Origin of the sequence: Streptomyces sp. NPDC046805, from assembly GCF_040645355.1 — a bacterium.
In the GTDB taxonomy this organism is placed as follows: Bacteria; Actinomycetota; Actinomycetes; order Streptomycetales; family Streptomycetaceae; genus Streptomyces.
Map to the genome: position 1 here is coordinate 47,423 of NZ_JBEYYC010000018.1, position 15,620 is coordinate 63,042.

12 protein-coding genes are annotated in these 15,620 nt (G+C 71.9%); 4 read left to right on the forward strand and 8 right to left on the reverse strand.

Translation table 11 applies throughout. The annotated features are described in order from the left end of the window. Positions 1–6 precede the first annotated feature (6 nt). Both ABZ910_RS20575 and ABZ910_RS20580 read right to left on the reverse strand, forming a co-directional pair. Positions 7–1,278 (reverse strand): ATP-binding protein, encoded by a 1,272-nt coding sequence (locus ABZ910_RS20575; RefSeq protein WP_361366819.1) that lies wholly within the window; start codon positions 1,276–1,278, stop codon positions 7–9. Between the two features lie 95 nt (positions 1,279–1,373). After that, positions 1,374–2,051 (reverse strand): response regulator transcription factor, encoded by a 678-nt coding sequence (locus ABZ910_RS20580; protein WP_235457590.1) that lies wholly within the window; start codon positions 2,049–2,051, stop codon positions 1,374–1,376. A 490-nt stretch (positions 2,052–2,541) separates the two neighbouring features. On the opposite strand from ABZ910_RS20580, the gene ABZ910_RS20585 reads away from it, so the two are divergent. Further along, complete coding sequence (locus tag ABZ910_RS20585; protein WP_361366822.1) at positions 2,542–4,038, forward strand: oligopeptide:H+ symporter; 1,497 nt, start codon at positions 2,542–2,544, stop codon at positions 4,036–4,038. A 136-nt stretch (positions 4,039–4,174) separates the two neighbouring features. Here ABZ910_RS20585 and ABZ910_RS20590 read toward each other — a convergent pair whose 3' ends face one another. After that, positions 4,175–4,720, reverse strand: coding sequence for an ATP-binding protein (locus ABZ910_RS20590; protein ID WP_361366825.1), 546 nt, complete (start codon positions 4,718–4,720; stop codon positions 4,175–4,177). Between the two features lie 397 nt (positions 4,721–5,117). Continuing rightward, a complete protein-coding gene (locus ABZ910_RS20595) occupies positions 5,118–5,495 on the reverse strand; it encodes an STAS domain-containing protein (RefSeq protein ID WP_361366828.1) in 378 nt (125 codons plus the stop codon). 336 nt (positions 5,496–5,831) lie between these two features. Between ABZ910_RS20595 and ABZ910_RS20600 the strand changes: the two genes are divergently transcribed. Together ABZ910_RS20600 and ABZ910_RS20605 are read left to right on the forward strand one after the other, a co-directional pair. Beyond that, a complete protein-coding gene (locus tag ABZ910_RS20600) occupies positions 5,832–6,707 on the forward strand; it encodes an RNA polymerase sigma factor SigF (protein ID WP_361367076.1) in 876 nt (291 codons plus the stop codon). Positions 6,708–6,921: 214 nt separating this feature from the next. Next, the gene (locus tag ABZ910_RS20605; protein WP_361366830.1) at positions 6,922–8,478 is read left to right on the forward strand and encodes an RICIN domain-containing protein; all 1,557 of its coding nucleotides are present in this window, start codon (positions 6,922–6,924) and stop codon (positions 8,476–8,478) included. Positions 8,479–8,497: 19 nt separating this feature from the next. Here ABZ910_RS20605 and hutI read toward each other — a convergent pair whose 3' ends face one another. Genes hutI through hutU form a run of 4 tightly spaced genes read right to left on the reverse strand, consistent with a single transcriptional unit; the run spans position 8,498 to position 14,017 of the window. Continuing rightward, the gene (gene hutI, locus ABZ910_RS20610) at positions 8,498–9,793 is read right to left on the reverse strand and encodes an imidazolonepropionase (protein ID WP_361366833.1); all 1,296 of its coding nucleotides are present in this window, start codon (positions 9,791–9,793) and stop codon (positions 8,498–8,500) included. Further along, positions 9,790–11,124 carry a formimidoylglutamate deiminase gene (locus ABZ910_RS20615; protein WP_361366836.1) on the reverse strand — a complete coding sequence of 445 codons (1,335 nt, stop codon included), beginning with the start codon at positions 11,122–11,124 and terminating at the stop codon, positions 9,790–9,792. Before ABZ910_RS20615 ends, hutI begins: the two co-directional genes overlap by 4 nt. Next, positions 11,121–12,338, reverse strand: coding sequence for an allantoate amidohydrolase (locus tag ABZ910_RS20620; protein ID WP_361366839.1), 1,218 nt, complete (start codon positions 12,336–12,338; stop codon positions 11,121–11,123). The genes ABZ910_RS20615 and ABZ910_RS20620 overlap by 4 nt, the downstream gene beginning before the upstream one ends. Beyond that, the gene (gene hutU, locus ABZ910_RS20625) at positions 12,335–14,017 is read right to left on the reverse strand and encodes a urocanate hydratase (RefSeq protein WP_361366842.1); all 1,683 of its coding nucleotides are present in this window, start codon (positions 14,015–14,017) and stop codon (positions 12,335–12,337) included. Before hutU ends, ABZ910_RS20620 begins: the two co-directional genes overlap by 4 nt. 129 nt (positions 14,018–14,146) lie before the next feature. Between hutU and ABZ910_RS20630 the strand changes: the two genes are divergently transcribed. After that, on the forward strand, positions 14,147–15,559 hold the full coding sequence (locus ABZ910_RS20630; protein ID WP_361366845.1) for a diaminopimelate decarboxylase: 1,413 nt from the start codon (positions 14,147–14,149) through the stop codon (positions 15,557–15,559). The last annotated feature ends 61 nt before the right edge of the window (positions 15,560–15,620 follow it).

Here is a 15,620-nt window from a genome sequence, read left to right on the forward strand (position 1 = left end):
GGTCCCTCAGCGGACCATCGGCTGCTCGCCGTCCGGCTTCCTGGCGGGCGGCGTCCGGGACAGGAACAGGCCGAACACGGGCGGCTGGGCCTGGAGCAGCTCCAGGCGGCCGCCGTCGGCCTCCGCGAGGTCACGGGCCACCGCGAGGCCGATGCCCGTCGAGTTCCGCCCGCTGATCGTGCGCTCGAAGATCCGGGCGCCGAGGTCGGCCGGGACGCCCGGCCCCTCGTCGGTCACCTCGATGACCACCTGGTTCCCGGTGACCCGGGTCCGCAGGGCCACCGTGCCCCGGCCGTGCATCAGCGAGTTCTCGATCAGCGCCGCCAGCACCTGGGCCACCGCCCCCGGCGTGCCCACCGCCCGCAGGTGCCGCTTGCCCGAGCTCACGATCGCGCGCCCCACGCTGCGGTACGCCGGACGCCACTCGGCGAGCTGCTGCAGGATGACCTCGTCCAGGTCGAAGGTGACGGCGGAGCCGGTGCGCGGGTCGCGGGAGTTCGTGAGCAGCCGCTCGACGACGTCCGTCAGGCGTTCCACCTGGGTGAGGGCGACGTTCGCCTCCTCCTTCACCGTGTCCGGGTCGTCGGTGAGGGTGATCTCCTCCAGGCGCATCGAGAGCGCGGTCAGCGGCGTGCGCAGCTGATGGGAGGCGTCGGCGGCCAGCCGGCGCTCGGCGGTGAGCATGCGGGCGATGCGCTCGGCCGAGGAGTCCAGCACGTCGGCGACCCGGTCGAGCTCGGGGACGCCGTACCGCTTGTGCCGGGGCCGCGGGTCGCCGGAGCCGAGGCGTTCGGCGGTCTCCGCGAGGTCGGTCAGCGGGGAGGCGAGCCGGTTCGCCTGGCGGACGGCGAGCAGTACGGCGGCGACCACCGCGAGCAGCGCGACGGCCGCGATGATCAGCAGCGTGCGGCCGACCTCACGGGTCACCGAGGAGCGCGGCTCCTGGACGGTGACCCGCTCGCCCTCCTCGCCGTCGGCGCTCGACTGGATGACGTCGCCCTCGGGCTTGGTGCCGACGGCGATGGGCGCCTGGCCGGGCATGCGGATGACGGCGTACTGCTCCTTCGCCACCTGGTCGCGCAGCATCCCGGCGGTGACGTTCCGCGCCCCGAGGATGCGGCTGTCCACGATGCTGGCCAGGCGCAGCGCCTCGGAGTCCACCCGCTCCTGGGCGCTGTTGCTGATCGTCCGGGTCTCGACGAGCACGAGGGACACGCCGAAGACGGCGATCACGACAAGGACGACGGCAAGGGTGGACTGGATGAGACGACGACGCACGGGGCCCTCCGGGCGATGGCTTTACGTGGACCAGTGTGCCTTGGTCACCTGGGCGCCCCGGCCCGGAGCAGCGCCCCACGGCCCCCTTGTGACGCTCAGCTCTTCTCGAACCGGAAGCCCACGCCGCGCACCGTGGCGATGTAGCGGGGGTTCGCCGCGTCGTCGCCCAGCTTCTTCCGCAGCCAGGAGATGTGCATGTCGAGCGTCTTGGTCGACGACCACCAGGTCGTGTCCCAGACCTCCCGCATCAACTGGTCCCGGGTCACCACGCGGCCGGCGTCCCGCACGAGCACCCGCAGCAGGTCGAACTCCTTGGCGGTGAGCTGGAGTTCCTCCTCGCCCATCCACGCGCGGTGCGACTCGACGTCGATGCGCACGCCGTGCGTGGCGGGCGGCTGCTGCGGCTCCGCGGCACCGCGCCGGAGCAGGGCCCGGACCCGGGCGAGCAGTTCGGCGAGCCGGAAGGGCTTGGTGACATAGTCGTCGGCGCCCGCGTCCAGACCGACGACGGTGTCCACCTCGTCGGCGCGGGCGGTCAGGATGAGGATGGGCACGGTGTGGCCCTCGGCCCGCAGCCGGCGGGCGACCTCGAGGCCGTCCATGCCGGGCAGCCCCAGGTCCAGCACGACCAGGTCGACGCCGCCCTGCATTCCGGCGTCGAGGGCCGTGGGTCCGTCCTCGCGCACCTCGACCTCGTAACCCTCCCGGCGCAGGGCGCGGGCCAGCGGCTCCGAGATGGACGCGTCGTCCTCGGCGAGCAGTACACGAGTCATGAAGTGATGGTAGACCGCCCGTGCGCGGCCCCGGAGTGTGATCGGAACCCGGGATTCTTACCTTGGCGCGCAATGGTGCGAACCTATGGGCTGGAGATGTGATCGTAGGAGAGACCTTCGAAACCGGCCCGTCGGTTCCCTCGGGGCCTGTGATTCCCGTCTCAAGTCCTTCCATATGCGGCGGTGTCCTGCCGTATGGTGAGCGGAACGCCTGTAGTACACCGAAGACCCTTTGGCGGCACATGACGCGGAGGGTCTCTTTTGTGTACGGGCTGGCTCGCCAGCCTTGAAAGGAATGACCTCTGGCCGGGCTCCGAGGACGCACTGACGCGTCGTGGGGCGTGGATCCCGGTGGTCGCCGTCCGCCGCTCCCTGATCCGGGGCGGACTCCCCCCGGGCGTGGGGTGGATGGGCGCCCCGCCGGTGCCGGCCGCACCGCCACCGGGCGCGCAACGCTCCAGACGCGCGTCCCGATCAGCAAGGAACGACCATGGCGTCCAGCCTGACGAAGGACTCGGTCCAGCCGGACTCTTCCGGTTCCGAGAAGACCTTCTTCGGCCACCCTCGCGGACTGGCCACCCTCTTCATGACCGAGATGTGGGAGCGATTCTCCTACTACGGCATGAGGGCTCTGCTCCCGCTGTACCTGGTGGCCCCGGCCGGGCTGCACCTGGATGCGGCCTCGGCCACCGCGATCTACTCGGTGTACGTCTCCCTCGTCTACCTGCTCGCGATGCCGGGCGGCTGGGTCGCTGACCGTATCCTCGGCCCCCGCAAGACGGTCGCCGTCGCCGGCGCGATCATCATGCTGGGGCACCTGACCCTCGCGCTGCCGATGGCCGGCACGTTCTACGCGGGTCTCGGCCTGGTCGCGATCGGTTCCGGTCTGCTGAAGGCCAACATCTCCACGATGGTCGGCCACCTCTACAACGGTCCGGACGACGCACGCCGTGACGGCGGCTTCACGCTCTTCTACATCGGCATCAACGTGGGCGCCTTCGCCGCCCCGCTGGTCATCGGCACCGTCGGCCAGAGCGTCAACTGGCACCTCGGCTTCGCGCTCGCCGCGCTCGGCATGGCGGTGGGTCTGGCCCAGTTCCTGCTCGGCTCGCGTCACCTGAGCCCGCGCTCGGCCGACGTCCCGACCCCGCTGTCCGCCGAGGAGAAGACCTCCACGCTGCGCAAGGCGGGCATCTGGGCGGCCATCGCGGCGGTCTTCTACGCCATCGTCGGCTTCTCCGGCGTCTACACGCTGAACTGGGTGATGGTCCCGATCATCATCGCCGGTCTGGTCATCCCGGTCGTCGTGCTGGCCCGGATCAAGCGGGACAAGGACCTGGACGGCACCGAGCAGTCGCGGATGTCGGCGTACATCTGGTTCTTCGTCGCCGCGGCCGTGTTCTGGATGATCTACGACCAGGGCGGTTCGACCCTGTCGATCTTCGCCGACGAGTCGGCCAAGAACAGCATCGCCGGCTGGACGTTCCCGGCCTCCTGGTACCAGTCGGTCAACCCGGTCATGATCATGGCGTTCGCGCCGGTCTTCGCGTCGCTGTGGCTCGCCCTGAACCGGCGCGGCAAGGAGCCGGGCACGGCGACGAAGTTCGCCCTCGGCCTGGTCCTGATCGGTGCGTCCTTCTTCGTCTTCCTGGCCCCGCTCTCGATCGCCCACGGCGGTCACAAGGCGGCCGCGCTGTGGATGGTGGCGATCTACTTCGTCCAGACCGTCGGCGAGCTGCTGCTCTCCCCGGTCGGCCTGTCGGTCACCACGAAGATGGCGCCCGCCAAGTACGCCTCCCAGATGATGGGTGTCTGGTTCCTGGCCGTCACCGCCGGTGACGCCACGACCGGTCTGCTCGGTGTCGCGGGCGTCGACCTCAACACCACGTCCATCGTGGCCCTGGAGGCCGCCCTCGCGGCCGCCGCCGGTGTCGCGGTCTGGATATACCGCAACAAGGTCAAGCAGCTCATGGGCGACGTCAACTGACACCCGCCCCAAGGCGCTGAAAAGGGCCACCGCCTCCGTGAGGGAGGCGGTGGCCCTTTCGCATGTCGGGAGGGCCTCACGGACTCTCTCAGCGGGTTCTGCGGGTTCTCCGAGTTCTGCGCAGTCCTGCGGGCCCCTAGGCGGGCGCCCCCAGCTCGGCCCACACCGTCTTGCCGGTCAGGCCCGGGATGCGTACGACGCCCCAGTCCAGGCAGAGCCGCTGCACGATGAACATCCCGTGGCCGCCGGGACGCCCCGCGCGATGCGGGGTACGGGGGGCGGGCTGGCCGGTGCCCCGGTCGGAGACCTCGACGCGGATCACCTTGTTGTCGCGCGCGAGGAGCAGCTCGTCGGGGCCCTCGGCGTGCAGGCAGGCGTTGGTGACCAGCTCGGACACGACGAGCAGCACGTCTTCGGCGGCGGCCCGCTGGTCCGCGGTGGCGGCGGGCAGCCAGCCCCACGCGTACAGCGCCTGGCGGGCGAAGTCACGCGCGAGGGGAACCACCCCGCTCTCACCGTCGAGCCGCAGCCTGCGGACCTCACGGGCCCGTGGGCCCTCCGACGGCACGGCCGCTGTCCCCGTGGACGCGCCGGCCATCGGCGCACCCCTCTCGGACACCCCGGAAGCGCCTCTCGGCTCCGGGCCGCGGTCGCCCGGCGAGTAAGGCCGGGTGGTGCTCATCAGCGCTTCACCTCACCGATTCACCAGTTCACGATTCACATTCGGATTCAGATTGAGCAATTCATGTTCAGCAGTTCACGATGCGGCAGTCGGACCTGCCGGCACCCATCAGTACGTACGTCGCGCGCGAGCCCTTCACCAGTTCCACTTCACAGCGCACTGGGGCCAACGCGTCCAGGATGTCTCCTGCCCGACTGATCGAGGGGAACACCCCCTTGTTGGTGACCGGCGTTCGAAACGCCGTCCGAACCGTCGTCGGGACCGCCGTCCGGAGTACCCCCCGGACCGCCCTCGAACCTGCCCCGGACAGCGCACGGAAGCACCACGCGAGGCCCTCCGGACGCCCGTCGCAGACCGGTGATTTCCAGGGGTTCGGGGCAGGGGTTACGGCGTCGGCTCAGCCGTCCCCGCCGGCCAGGGCCGCCTCGACGGAGTCATGGATGGTGAAGACCGCCTCGGCCCCGGTGATTTCGAACACACGGGCCACCACCGGCAACATCGCCGCCAGATGGACCCCACCGCCGGCCGCCTCCGCCTTCAGGCGCGCGCCGAGCAGCACGTTGAGGCCCGTGGAGTCGCAGAACTCCAGCCGCGAGCAGTCCAGGACGAGCCGCGAGAACCCCTTGGAGAGAAGGTCGTCGAGCGGCTCGCGCAACAGATCGGCGGTGTGGTGATCAAGCTCACCCGCCGGTGTCACAACGGCGCTGGAGCCCTCCTCCCGCACCTCCACCAGTAGTCGGCCCGACTGTGCACTGCCGACCGTCCCGCGGTCCATGCCGTCTGTCTCCCGAGGTCGTGGCTGCTGAACTATGCCCTGCCGATGCACTGACGATGCCCTGCCGAGGTCCTGCGCATGCTCTGCGCAAGCCCTGCACATACCCTGCCGGCGCTCCGCTGGTGCCCTCGAACACTACGCCCTCCCTACGTACTCCGACACCCGAACAACCGCCCATTGTCGGACACATCACCCGACAACGCACTTGCGATCGATTGATAGAAGCCGGTAGGGCTAATAGGGACACGCAAACCGACACGCCGGCTTTGGAGGCGCCGCACACCGCAGTGCACGCACGGCTTCGGCAGCCTTATGCCGAGAACGATGGAGGACACCATGTCACCCCGGCTCGACGCATCGCCTACCCCGGTAGCGACGTCGACACCCGCATCGGAACAGCTGGATCCCATCGAGGGGCTCCCCGAGATCCCTCCGTACGACGAGATCGGCCCCGTGGACGCGCGGGCGCTGTCCAAGAACCTCTTCGAGCGGCTCGAGTCGCTGGAGGAAGGCACGCACGAACACGCGTACGTCCGCAACACGCTCGTCGAACTCAACCTCGCGCTGGTGAAGTTCGCCGCCTCCCGCTTCCGCTCCCGCAGCGAGCCGATGGAGGACATCATCCAGGTCGGCACGATCGGCCTGATCAAGGCGATCGACCGCTTCGAGCTCACCCGTGGCGTCGAGTTCCCGACCTTCGCGATGCCGACCATCATCGGCGAGATCAAGCGCTTCTTCCGCGACACCTCCTGGTCCGTGCGCGTACCCCGTCGGCTGCAGGAACTGCGACTGGATCTGGCCAAGGCCGGCGACGAGCTGGCCCAGCGACTGGACCGCGCCCCGACGGTGGCGGAGCTCGCGGAGCGCCTCGGCATCTCCAGCGAAGAGGTGGTCGAGGGCATGGCCGCCTCCAACGCCTACACGGCCTCCTCGCTGGACGCCCAGCCCGAGGAGGACGACTCGGAGGGCGCCCTCGCCGACCGCATCGGGTACGAGGACCACGGGCTCGAGGGCATCGAGTACATCGAGTCGCTGAAGCCGCTGATCGCCGAACTCCCGCCCCGGGACCGGAAGATCCTCTCCCTGCGCTTCGTCGCGGGCCTGACCCAGTCGGAGATCGGCGAGGAACTCGGCATCTCCCAGATGCACGTGTCGCGGCTGCTGTCCCGCACGCTGGTACGGCTGCGCAGGGGGCTGACCCTGGAGGAGTGACCCTCGGCCTCCGCCGCATCCGGGACCGGCACGGCCTGGGGACGACCCGGGGGACACCCTCGGGAACCCCCCAGGGCCGGGGCCGCAGCAGTTACTCCGAGAAACACCTTTCCCTGAAGCCCCTCCTCCATCACTATGGGCACCCCAAACCGGCTGGTAGGTCAGAAGCCGGGCCGCGGCCACGCGACCGCGCCGGGTGCGAGGAGGCTCAGGGATGGCTCAGGGTGACGGGGCGGAGGACGACGGCGGCTGCGCGAGGGCGTCGGACGCGCGACTGATCACACTGCTGCGCACCCGCACCTCCACCGCGTACCCGGCCCTGCGGGAACTCCGCCGGCGCCACCACCGTTCCGTCCTCGACCACGCCCGTCTGTGCACGGCGAGCGAGTCGTCGGCGCGGCAGCTGGCGGCCCAGACCTTCACCACGGTGGCCCGGGAGACGGCGCGCGGCGTCGAGCCGCGGGTCCCCCTGCGCCACCAACTCCTCCTGCTGACCGCGCGGTCGGCCGCGGCCTGGGCGAGGGACGAACGTGCGGCGAGCCTCGACCCCGGCCTGCTCCTGGTCCTGAACACGACCGGCACCGCCGAGGGCCCCCTCCCGCCCATGATGGCGGCGTTCCAGACGCTGTCCTCCCGCGTCCAGGGCCTGATCTGGTACGGCGTCGTGGAACGGGAGTCCGAGGACCACACGGCCACGTTCCTCGGCCTGACCCGCCAGGACGTGGCGTACGGAACCGAACAGGCCGTCCAGGCCATGGCCCAGGCCTGCCTGAAATCCCGTCTGGCCGCCTCCGACGACCCGCGCTGCGGGGACTTCCGCCGTCTGATCGAGGAGGCGGTACGGCCCGACACCCCCCGCTACAGCGCCGATCTGCACGCCCACATGGCGCACTGCCCGTACTGCACGGCCGCGTTCGAGGACCTCACCGCGCTCAGGGACCGCCCACGCACGGCCCTGGCGGAGGGCCTGCTGCCCTGGAGCGGCGTCGCGTACACGCGGGACGAGGCCCCCGACGCGCTCCCCGTGCAGGCTCCGGCCGAGGCCCCGCCGCACCGGAGTTGGCACCCCTCCCGCCGTCTGCTCCTGACCTCGGCGGCGCTCAGCGTCGCGGTGTTACCGCTGCTGGTCCTCCTGCTGTCCCCCGGTGACTCCCACGACCAGGGATCGGCGGCCGCGACGGTGCGGCCGTCGAGCCCCCCGGTCACGGTCACGACGACGGCGACGATCTCCCCGTCCCCGCCCCCGACTCATCGGCCCCCTTCCAAGACCCCGGCCGCGACCCCGCCCCGGACGTCGCACCCGCCGAAGCCCGCCCCGCCCCCCAGGCGGACGCCCGCGCCGTCCCCCTCCCCCGTGGTCCGGCCGCCAGGCAGCACGTACGCCCAGGTGGTGAACGTCGCCACGGGCCGCTGCCTCGACATCCGCGACGGCGACCTGGACAAGGGCACGGACGTCATCACGGCGCCCTGCTCCTCCTCCCCCACCCAGCGCTGGCGCTTCGACGCCTACGACAACGCGCTCCGCTCGTACGCCGACGACGACTTCTGCCTCGACAGCCGGGGCGACGTCGACCGGGGCGTCGGCATCTGGGCGTGCTCCTCGCTCGACGGCGACCACGGCGACAACCTCCGTTTCACCGTCGACTCCGACGGCGGGATCCGCCCGGCGATCGCCATCGAAACGGCCGTCACCGCGGACCGGTACGAGGATGTGTCGCTGGAGCCGCTGAGCGGAGGGCCGCTGCAGCGGTGGCGGGCCGGTGCGAGGTGAGCGCGTCGCCCGCGCCGGTTCACACCGCCCGCGCGCCCCGGCGCCACACCCCGCTGACCAGCGGTACGCCCGGCCGGTAGGCCAGGTGCACATGGCTCGGGGCATCGAGCAGGATCAGGTCGGCCCGCGCACCCGGTGTGACGCGGCCGATGTCATCGCGCCGCAGCGCCGCCGCCCCGCCCGCCGTCGCCGACCACACCGCCTCGTCCGGCGTCATCCCCATGTCCCGTACCGCCAGCGCGATGCAGAAGGGCACGGAGGAGGTGAAGGACGAGCCGGGGTTGCAGTCCGTCGACAGGGCGACCGTCACGCCCGCGTCCACCAGGCGCCGCGCGTCGGGCCACTCGGCGCGCGTGGAGAACTCGGCGCCGGGAAGCAGGGTCGCGACCGTACGGCCGCTCGCGAGGGCGTCGACGTCCGCGTCCGTGAGATGGGTGCAGTGGTCGGCGCTGGCCGCGTCGAGTTCGACGGCCAGTTGGACGCCGGGTCCGTACGAGAGCTGGTTGGCGTGGACGCGCGGGTGCAGGCCCTTCGCCTTGCCGGCGGTGAGGATCGCACGGGCCTGGTCGCCGTCGAAGGCGCCCTTCTCGCAGAAGACGTCGATCCAACGGGCGTACGGCGCACAGGCGTCGAGCATCTCGCCGGCGACGAGGGCGACGTACGCGGCCGGGTCGTCGGCGTAGTCGGGCGAGACGATGTGGGCGCCGAGGTAGGTCACCTCGTCCGTGTGCGCGGCGGCGATCCGCAGGGCGCGGGACTCGTCCTCGACGGTCAGGCCGTAGCCGGACTTCGTCTCGAACGTGGTCGTGCCCTGGCGCAGGGCCTCGGCGAGGTAACGGGTGAGGTTCGCCTCCAGTTCCCCGTCGCTCGCCGCCCGCGTCGCCGCGACGGTCGTACGGATGCCGCCCGCGCTGTACGGGCGGCCCGACATCCGGGCGTTGAACTCCTGCGTGCGGTCGCCCGCGAAGACCAGGTGGGAGTGGGAGTCGACGAAGCCCGGAAGCACCGCCCGGCCGCCCGCGTCGACCCGATTGTCAGTGGCGGGTGCTTTGCTGGATTCACCGGTCCACGCGATGCGGTCGCCTTCGATGACGACGGCCGCGTCCTGGATCAGTCCGAGGGGGGAACTGTCACCGAGGGAGGGGTCGTTGGTGACCAGGGCGGCGATGTTGGTGATGAGCGTGCTTGCGGTGCTCGCGGAGTGGGCGGGGCTGACGGTCGTCGCGTTGCTCATGGCGTCCTTGGTGGCCTGCTCGGCGGTGGGGTCGGGTTCGGGGGCGGAGGCGGGCCGCGCGGACGGGCGGCCCGGTGTCATCCGCGCAGGGCTTCGACGGCGTCCGCGAGGGCTTTCGGCACATCCGGTACGAGGGTGTGGACCCCGTCCCGTACGACATGCCGACCTCCCACGACCGTATGCGACACGTCTGCTGCCGACGCGGCGAATACGGCCGTCTCGGCCCCGAGCCGCGGAAGCGGCCCTGCCGTCCTGACCGAGTCGAGCGCGATCGTCATGAAGTCTGCGAGCGCGCCGGCCTCCAGGGTGCCCGCCTCGTCCCAGCCGAGGGCGGCGTGGCCGTCGGCGCTCGCGGCCCGCAGGAGGGCGGCGGCCGTCCAGTGGCCCCGGGTGCGGGTGCGCAGCCGCTCGTTCAGTTCCATGGCGCGCGCTTCTTCGAGCAGGTCGATGACGGCGTGGCTGTCGGAGCCGAGACTGAGTGGCGAACCGGCCCGCTGAAGGGCGACGGCGGGTCCTATGCCGTCCGCCAGGTCGCGCTCGGTCGTCGGGCACATGCAGGTGCCCGTGCCCGAGTCGCCCAGCAGCGCGATGTCCTCGTCGGTCAGGTGCGTGTTGTGCACGCCGGTCGTGCGCGGGCCGAGGACGCCGTGGTCGGCGAGGAGGCGGGTGGGGGTGCGGCCGTGCGCCGCACGGCACGCGTCGTTCTCGGCGGTCTGCTCGGACAGGTGCACATGGAGCGGGGCCCGCCGCTCCTCGGCCCAGCGGGCCACCGTCGCCAACTGGTCGGCGGGCACGGCCCGTACGGAGTGAATCGCCGCCCCGATCCGCGCGTGATCCCGCTCCTTGAGAACTGAACAACGTGCGGCCCAGGCCTCCGCCGTCCCGTCGGAGAAGCGGAGTTGGTGGACATTGGGCGGCTGTCCGAAGCCGGAGGACAGGTAGGCGGTGTCGAGGAGGGTGATGCGGATACCGGCTTCGGCGGCGGCCGCGATGAGCGCCTCGCCCATGGCGTTCGGTTCGGCGTACGAGGTGCCGCCGGGCGCATGGTGCACGTAGTGGAACTCGCCGACGGCCGTGATGCCGGCCAGCGCCATCTCCGCGTACACGGCGCGGGCCAGGGCGTGGTACGTCTCCGGGGTCAGCCGGTCGGCGACCGCGTACATGACCTCGCGCCAGGTCCAGAAGGTGCCGGAGCCGACCTGGACGGTGCCGCGCAGGGCCCGGTGGAAGGCGTGGCTGTGGGCGTTCGCCAGCCCGGGGAGGGTGAGTCCGCGCAGGATCTCGGCGCCGGGCGGCGGAACCGGGACGTCGGTCCGGACGGCGGTGATCCGTCCGCCCGCGACCTCCAGGGCCACCCCCGGCTCGACGTGATCGCCGAGCCAGGCGTGCTCCAGCCAGTACGTCTGCGTCACTTGCAGGCCAGCCCTTCCAGTACTTCGGCGAGTGCGGTCACCCCGGCCACGCAGTCGTCCTCGGCCGCGGACTCGGCCGGGGAGTGCGAGACACCCGTGGGGTTGCGCACGAACAGCATGGCCGTCGGGACGGTGGCGGAGAGGATCCCGGCGTCGTGTCCCGCGCCCGTGCCCAGGACGGGGACGGGGCGTACCGCACGCTCGCCCAGGATGCGGGCGAGTTCGTCACGCAGGGCGTGGTCGAACTCCACGACGGAGGTGAACGACTCGCGGGAGACGGCGAGTTCGACACCGTGCGCGTCCGCGTGGGCGCGGGCCGCCTTCTCGATGCCGGTGACGACGGTGTCGAGGGTCGGCTCGTCGGAGGCGCGGGAGTCGAGCCACGCGCGGACGAGGGAGGGGATGGCGTTGACGCCGTTCGGCTCGACGGAGAGCTTGCCGAAGGTGGCGACGGCTCCCGCGAGCGTGGCCTCGCGGCGGGCGGCGAGCACGGTCTCGGCGTACGGCAGCATCGGGTCGTGGCGGTCGACGAGGCGGGTGGTGCCCGCGTGGTTGGCCTCGCCGCGGAAGTCGAACCGCCAGCGTCCGTGCGGCCAGATGGAGCTGGCCACGCCGACCGGGTCGCCGCTCAGGTCGAGGGCGCGGCCCTGCTCGACGTGCAGTTCGACGAAGGCGCCGATCCGGCCGAGCCGCTCGGGGTCGGGACCGATGCCGTCGGGGTCGTAACCGGCGCGCTCCATGGCCTGGGGCAGGGTGACGCCGTCCGCGTCGGTGAGCCGGTGCGCCTGCTCGGCGGTGAGCTGTCCGGTGGTCAGCCGGGAGCCGGCGCAGGCGATCCCGAAGCGGGCGCCCTCCTCGTCACCGAAGTTGACGATGGCCAGCGGCCGGGTGAACTGCGCTCCCCTCCCGCGCAGTTCGTCCAGGGCGGCGAAGGAGGAGACGACCCCGAGGGGGCCGTCGAAGGCCCCGCCGTCGGGTACCGAGTCGAGATGCGAGCCGGTGACGACGGCGTCGCCCGCGGCCGGGTCTCCGAGCCAGGCCCACTGGTTGCCGTTCCGGTCCACCTCGTAGGCGAGCCCGCGGGCCTCGGCCTGCTCCTGGAACCAGGCCCGGCAGTCGGCGTCGGCGCCGGTCCAGGCGAACCGGCGGTAGCCGCCGGAGGCGGAGCTGCGGCCGACGGGCAGCAGCTCCGCCCACATGCTGTGGAAGCTCACGCCGCGCCGCCCTCGCGGTCGTCGTCGCCCTCGCGCATCGGCACCCGCACGCCGCGCTCGTCGGCGACCGACTCGGCGATGTCGTATCCGGCGTCCACGTGCCGGATCACGCCCATCCCGGGGTCGTTGGTCAGCACCCGGCGGATCTTCTCGCCGCCGAGCTTGGTGCCGTCGGCCACGGTGACCTGGCCGGCGTGGATGGAGCGGCCCATGCCGACGCCGCCGCCGTGGTGGAGGGAGACCCAGGACGCGCCGGAGGCCACGTTCACCATGGCGTTCAGCAGCGGCCAGTCGGCGATGGCGTCGGAGCCGTCGAGCATCGCCTCGGTCTCGCGGTAGGGGGACGCCACCGAGCCGCAGTCCAGGTGGTCGCGGCCGATGGCCAGGGGAGCGGCCAACTCGCCGCTCGCGACCATGTCGTTGAAGCGCTCGCCGGCCTTGTCGCGCTCGCCGTAGCCGAGCCAGCAGATGCGGGCGGGCAGGCCCTGGAAGTGGACGCGCTCGCCGGCCAGCTTGATCCAGCGGGCGAGGGACTCGTTCTCCGGGAAGAGGTCGAGGATCGCCTTGTCGGTCTTGGCGATGTCGGCCGGGTCGCCGGAGAGGGCCGCCCAGCGGAAGGGACCCTTGCCCTCGCAGAAGAGGGGGCGGATGTAGGCGGGGACGAAGCCGGGGAAGGCGAACGCCCGGTCGTAGCCGGCCAGTTGCGCCTCGCCACGGATGGAGTTGCCGTAGTCGAAGACCTCGGCGCCGGCGTCCATGAAGCCGACCATGGCCTCGACGTGCCGGGCCATCGACTCGCGGGCGCGGGTGGTGAAACCGGCCGGGTCCTTGGCGGCGGCGTCCGCCATGTCCTCGAAGGCGATGCCGACCGGCAAGTACGCCAGCGGGTCGTGGGCGGAGGTCTGGTCGGTGACGATGTCGATGGGAGCGTTCATCGCGAGCAGCTGCGGGACCAGCTCGGCGGCGTTGCCGAGGACGCCGATGGACAGCGGACGGCGGGCGTCACGGGCCTCGGTGGCCAGCTGGAGGGCGTGGTCGAGGGAGTCGGCCTTAACGTCCAGGTAGCGGTGCTCGATGCGGCGCTCGATGGCGCGGGGGTCGCAGTCGATGCAGATCGCGACGCCGTCGTTCATCGTGACCGCGAGCGGTTGGGCGCCGCCCATGCCGCCGAGGCCGGCGGTGAGGGTGATCGTGCCCGCGAGGGTGCCGCCGAACTTCTTCGCGGCGACGGCGGCGAAGGTCTCGTAGGTGCCCTGGAGGATGCCCTGGGTGCCGATGTAGATCCAGGAGCCGGCGGTCATCTGGCCGTACATGGTCAGGCCGAGGGCCTCCAGACGGCGGAACTCCTCCCAGTTGGCCCAGTCGCCGACCAGGTTGGAGTTGGCGATGAGGACGCGCGGGGCCCACTCGTGGGTCTGCATCACGCCGACGGGGCGGCCGGACTGGACGAGCATGGTCTCGTCCTGCTTCAGGGTGCGCAGCGTGCGGACCATGGCGTCGAAGGAGCGCCAGTCGCGGGCGGCCTTGCCGGTGCCGCCGTAGACGACGAGCTTGTCGGGGTGCTCGGCGACCTCGGGGTCGAGGTTGTTCTGGAGCATGCGCAGGGCGGCCTCCTGCTGCCATCCCAGGGCGCTCAGTTCCGTACCGCGCGGGGCTCGTACGGGCCGTGGTCCTGACATGGTCTGCCTCCTGGCGGATCGCTCCCGATGGGATGTTGCTGAGGTTATTCACATCCTTGCCTTCTGAATAGAGCTAGTCAATAGGCCGGTGCGCCAGCGCGGGCGCGCCGCGGGTGTTTGGCTGGATGCATGGGCGCAGGCAGTGACACTCCGGGGGGCGCGGTGGGACGCGGTGGCGACAGGCACGGGGACGACCGCGAGCGGGTCGCCCGGCGGGACGAGGCGGTGCGCGCCGCGGTGGAGCGCGGGCTGCTCGGACCGGAGGCGCCCGTCGTGGCACTGCTGGACGTCACCGGCATCCGGGAGTCGGCGGCGGCGCTGCGGGCGGCGTTCGAGGCGGCGGTGGCGCCGGGGACGCCGGTGCTGCACGCCTTCGCGGTGAAGGCGACCCCGCTGGTGCCGGTGTTGCGGCTGCTGGACCGGGAGGGCGTCGGCGCCGAGGTGGCCAGCCCGGGCGAGCTGGCGCTGGCGCGGGCGGCCGGGGTGCCCTCGGACCGGATCGTGCTCGACTCGCCCGCCAAGACCCCGGGCGAACTGCGGGAGGCGCTGGCGCTGGGGGTCGCGGTCAACGCGGACAACCCGCAGGAGCTGGCCCGCATCGACGGCCTCGTGCGGGCGGCGCCCACGCGCTCTCCGCTGGGCCTGCGGGTGAACCCGCAGATCGGCGGGGGTTCGATCGAGGCGACCTCTACGGCGACCGCGACCTCGAAGTTCGGGGTGGCGCTGCGCGACGAGGGGGCCCGGGAGTGGGTCGTACAGGCGTATCTGGACCGGCCGTGGCTGACCCGGCTGCACGCGCACACCGGCTCGCAGGGCATCCCGCTGTCGCTCATGGCGCAGGGTGTGGCGGAGACGTACCGGCTCGCCGAGGAGATCAACGCGCGTGCCGGGCGGCGGCAGGTGGACACGCTCGACATCGGCGGCGGCCTGCCGGTGAACTTCGGCTCGGACGTGACGACACCGACGTACGCCCAGTACGCGCGGCTGCTGGGCGAGACGGTGCCGGGGCTGTTCGACGGGCGGTACGGGCTGGTGACGGAGTTCGGGCGGTCGCTGCTGGCGAAGCACGGGACGGTGGTGGCGCGGGTGGAGTACGCCAAGAGCGCGGGCGGGCGCCGGGTCGCGGTCACGCACGCGGGCGTGCAGGTGGCGGCGCGGACGGTGTACATGCCGGGGGCGTGGCCGCTCAGGATCGCCGCGTACGACGCGAAGGGGCGCGCCAAGCCGGGGCCCGAGGTGGTGCAGGACGTCGCGGGCCCGGCCTGCTTCAGCGGCGACCTGCTCGCCCGCGGGTATGCGCTTCCCCTGCTGGAGCAGGGGGACTACGCGGCGGCGCTGGACACGGGCGCGTACTACTTCGCGCATCACTACGCGTACAACTCCCTGGCCCGGCCCGGGATCTACGGCTTCGCCCCGGACGGGGCGGGCGGCGTGACCTTCGCGACGGTGCGCGAGCCGCAGACGGTCGAGGAGGTCGTGGCCGAGTCGGGAGGGGCGCACGCCGCCTCTCTCACCACCCTCGGGGCACCCGGGCACCGGTGACACACTCCTGCGGTCGCGGGCACCGAATGGGAGCAAAAACAGGGCGAGTTGGCCAAACTCT

What these genes read in the sequence shown, in the direction of transcription:
- hutI (WP_361366833.1), bottom strand. Translation starts at nt 9,793, where the DNA reads ATGACACCGGGCCGCCCGTCCGCGCGGCCCGCCTCCGCCCCCGAACCC.
- ABZ910_RS20630 (WP_361366845.1), top strand. Translation starts at nt 14,147, where the DNA reads ATGGGCGCAGGCAGTGACACTCCGGGGGGCGCGGTGGGACGCGGTGGC.
- ABZ910_RS20585 (WP_361366822.1), top strand. Translation starts at nt 2,542, where the DNA reads ATGGCGTCCAGCCTGACGAAGGACTCGGTCCAGCCGGACTCTTCCGGT.
- ABZ910_RS20580 (WP_235457590.1), bottom strand. Translation starts at nt 2,051, where the DNA reads ATGACTCGTGTACTGCTCGCCGAGGACGACGCGTCCATCTCGGAGCCG.
- ABZ910_RS20600 (WP_361367076.1), top strand. Translation starts at nt 5,832, where the DNA reads ATGTCACCCCGGCTCGACGCATCGCCTACCCCGGTAGCGACGTCGACA.
- hutU (WP_361366842.1), bottom strand. Translation starts at nt 14,017, where the DNA reads ATGTCAGGACCACGGCCCGTACGAGCCCCGCGCGGTACGGAACTGAGC.
- ABZ910_RS20605 (WP_361366830.1), top strand. Translation starts at nt 6,922, where the DNA reads ATGGCTCAGGGTGACGGGGCGGAGGACGACGGCGGCTGCGCGAGGGCG.
- ABZ910_RS20595 (WP_361366828.1), bottom strand. Translation starts at nt 5,495, where the DNA reads ATGGACCGCGGGACGGTCGGCAGTGCACAGTCGGGCCGACTACTGGTG.
- ABZ910_RS20590 (WP_361366825.1), bottom strand. Translation starts at nt 4,720, where the DNA reads ATGAGCACCACCCGGCCTTACTCGCCGGGCGACCGCGGCCCGGAGCCG.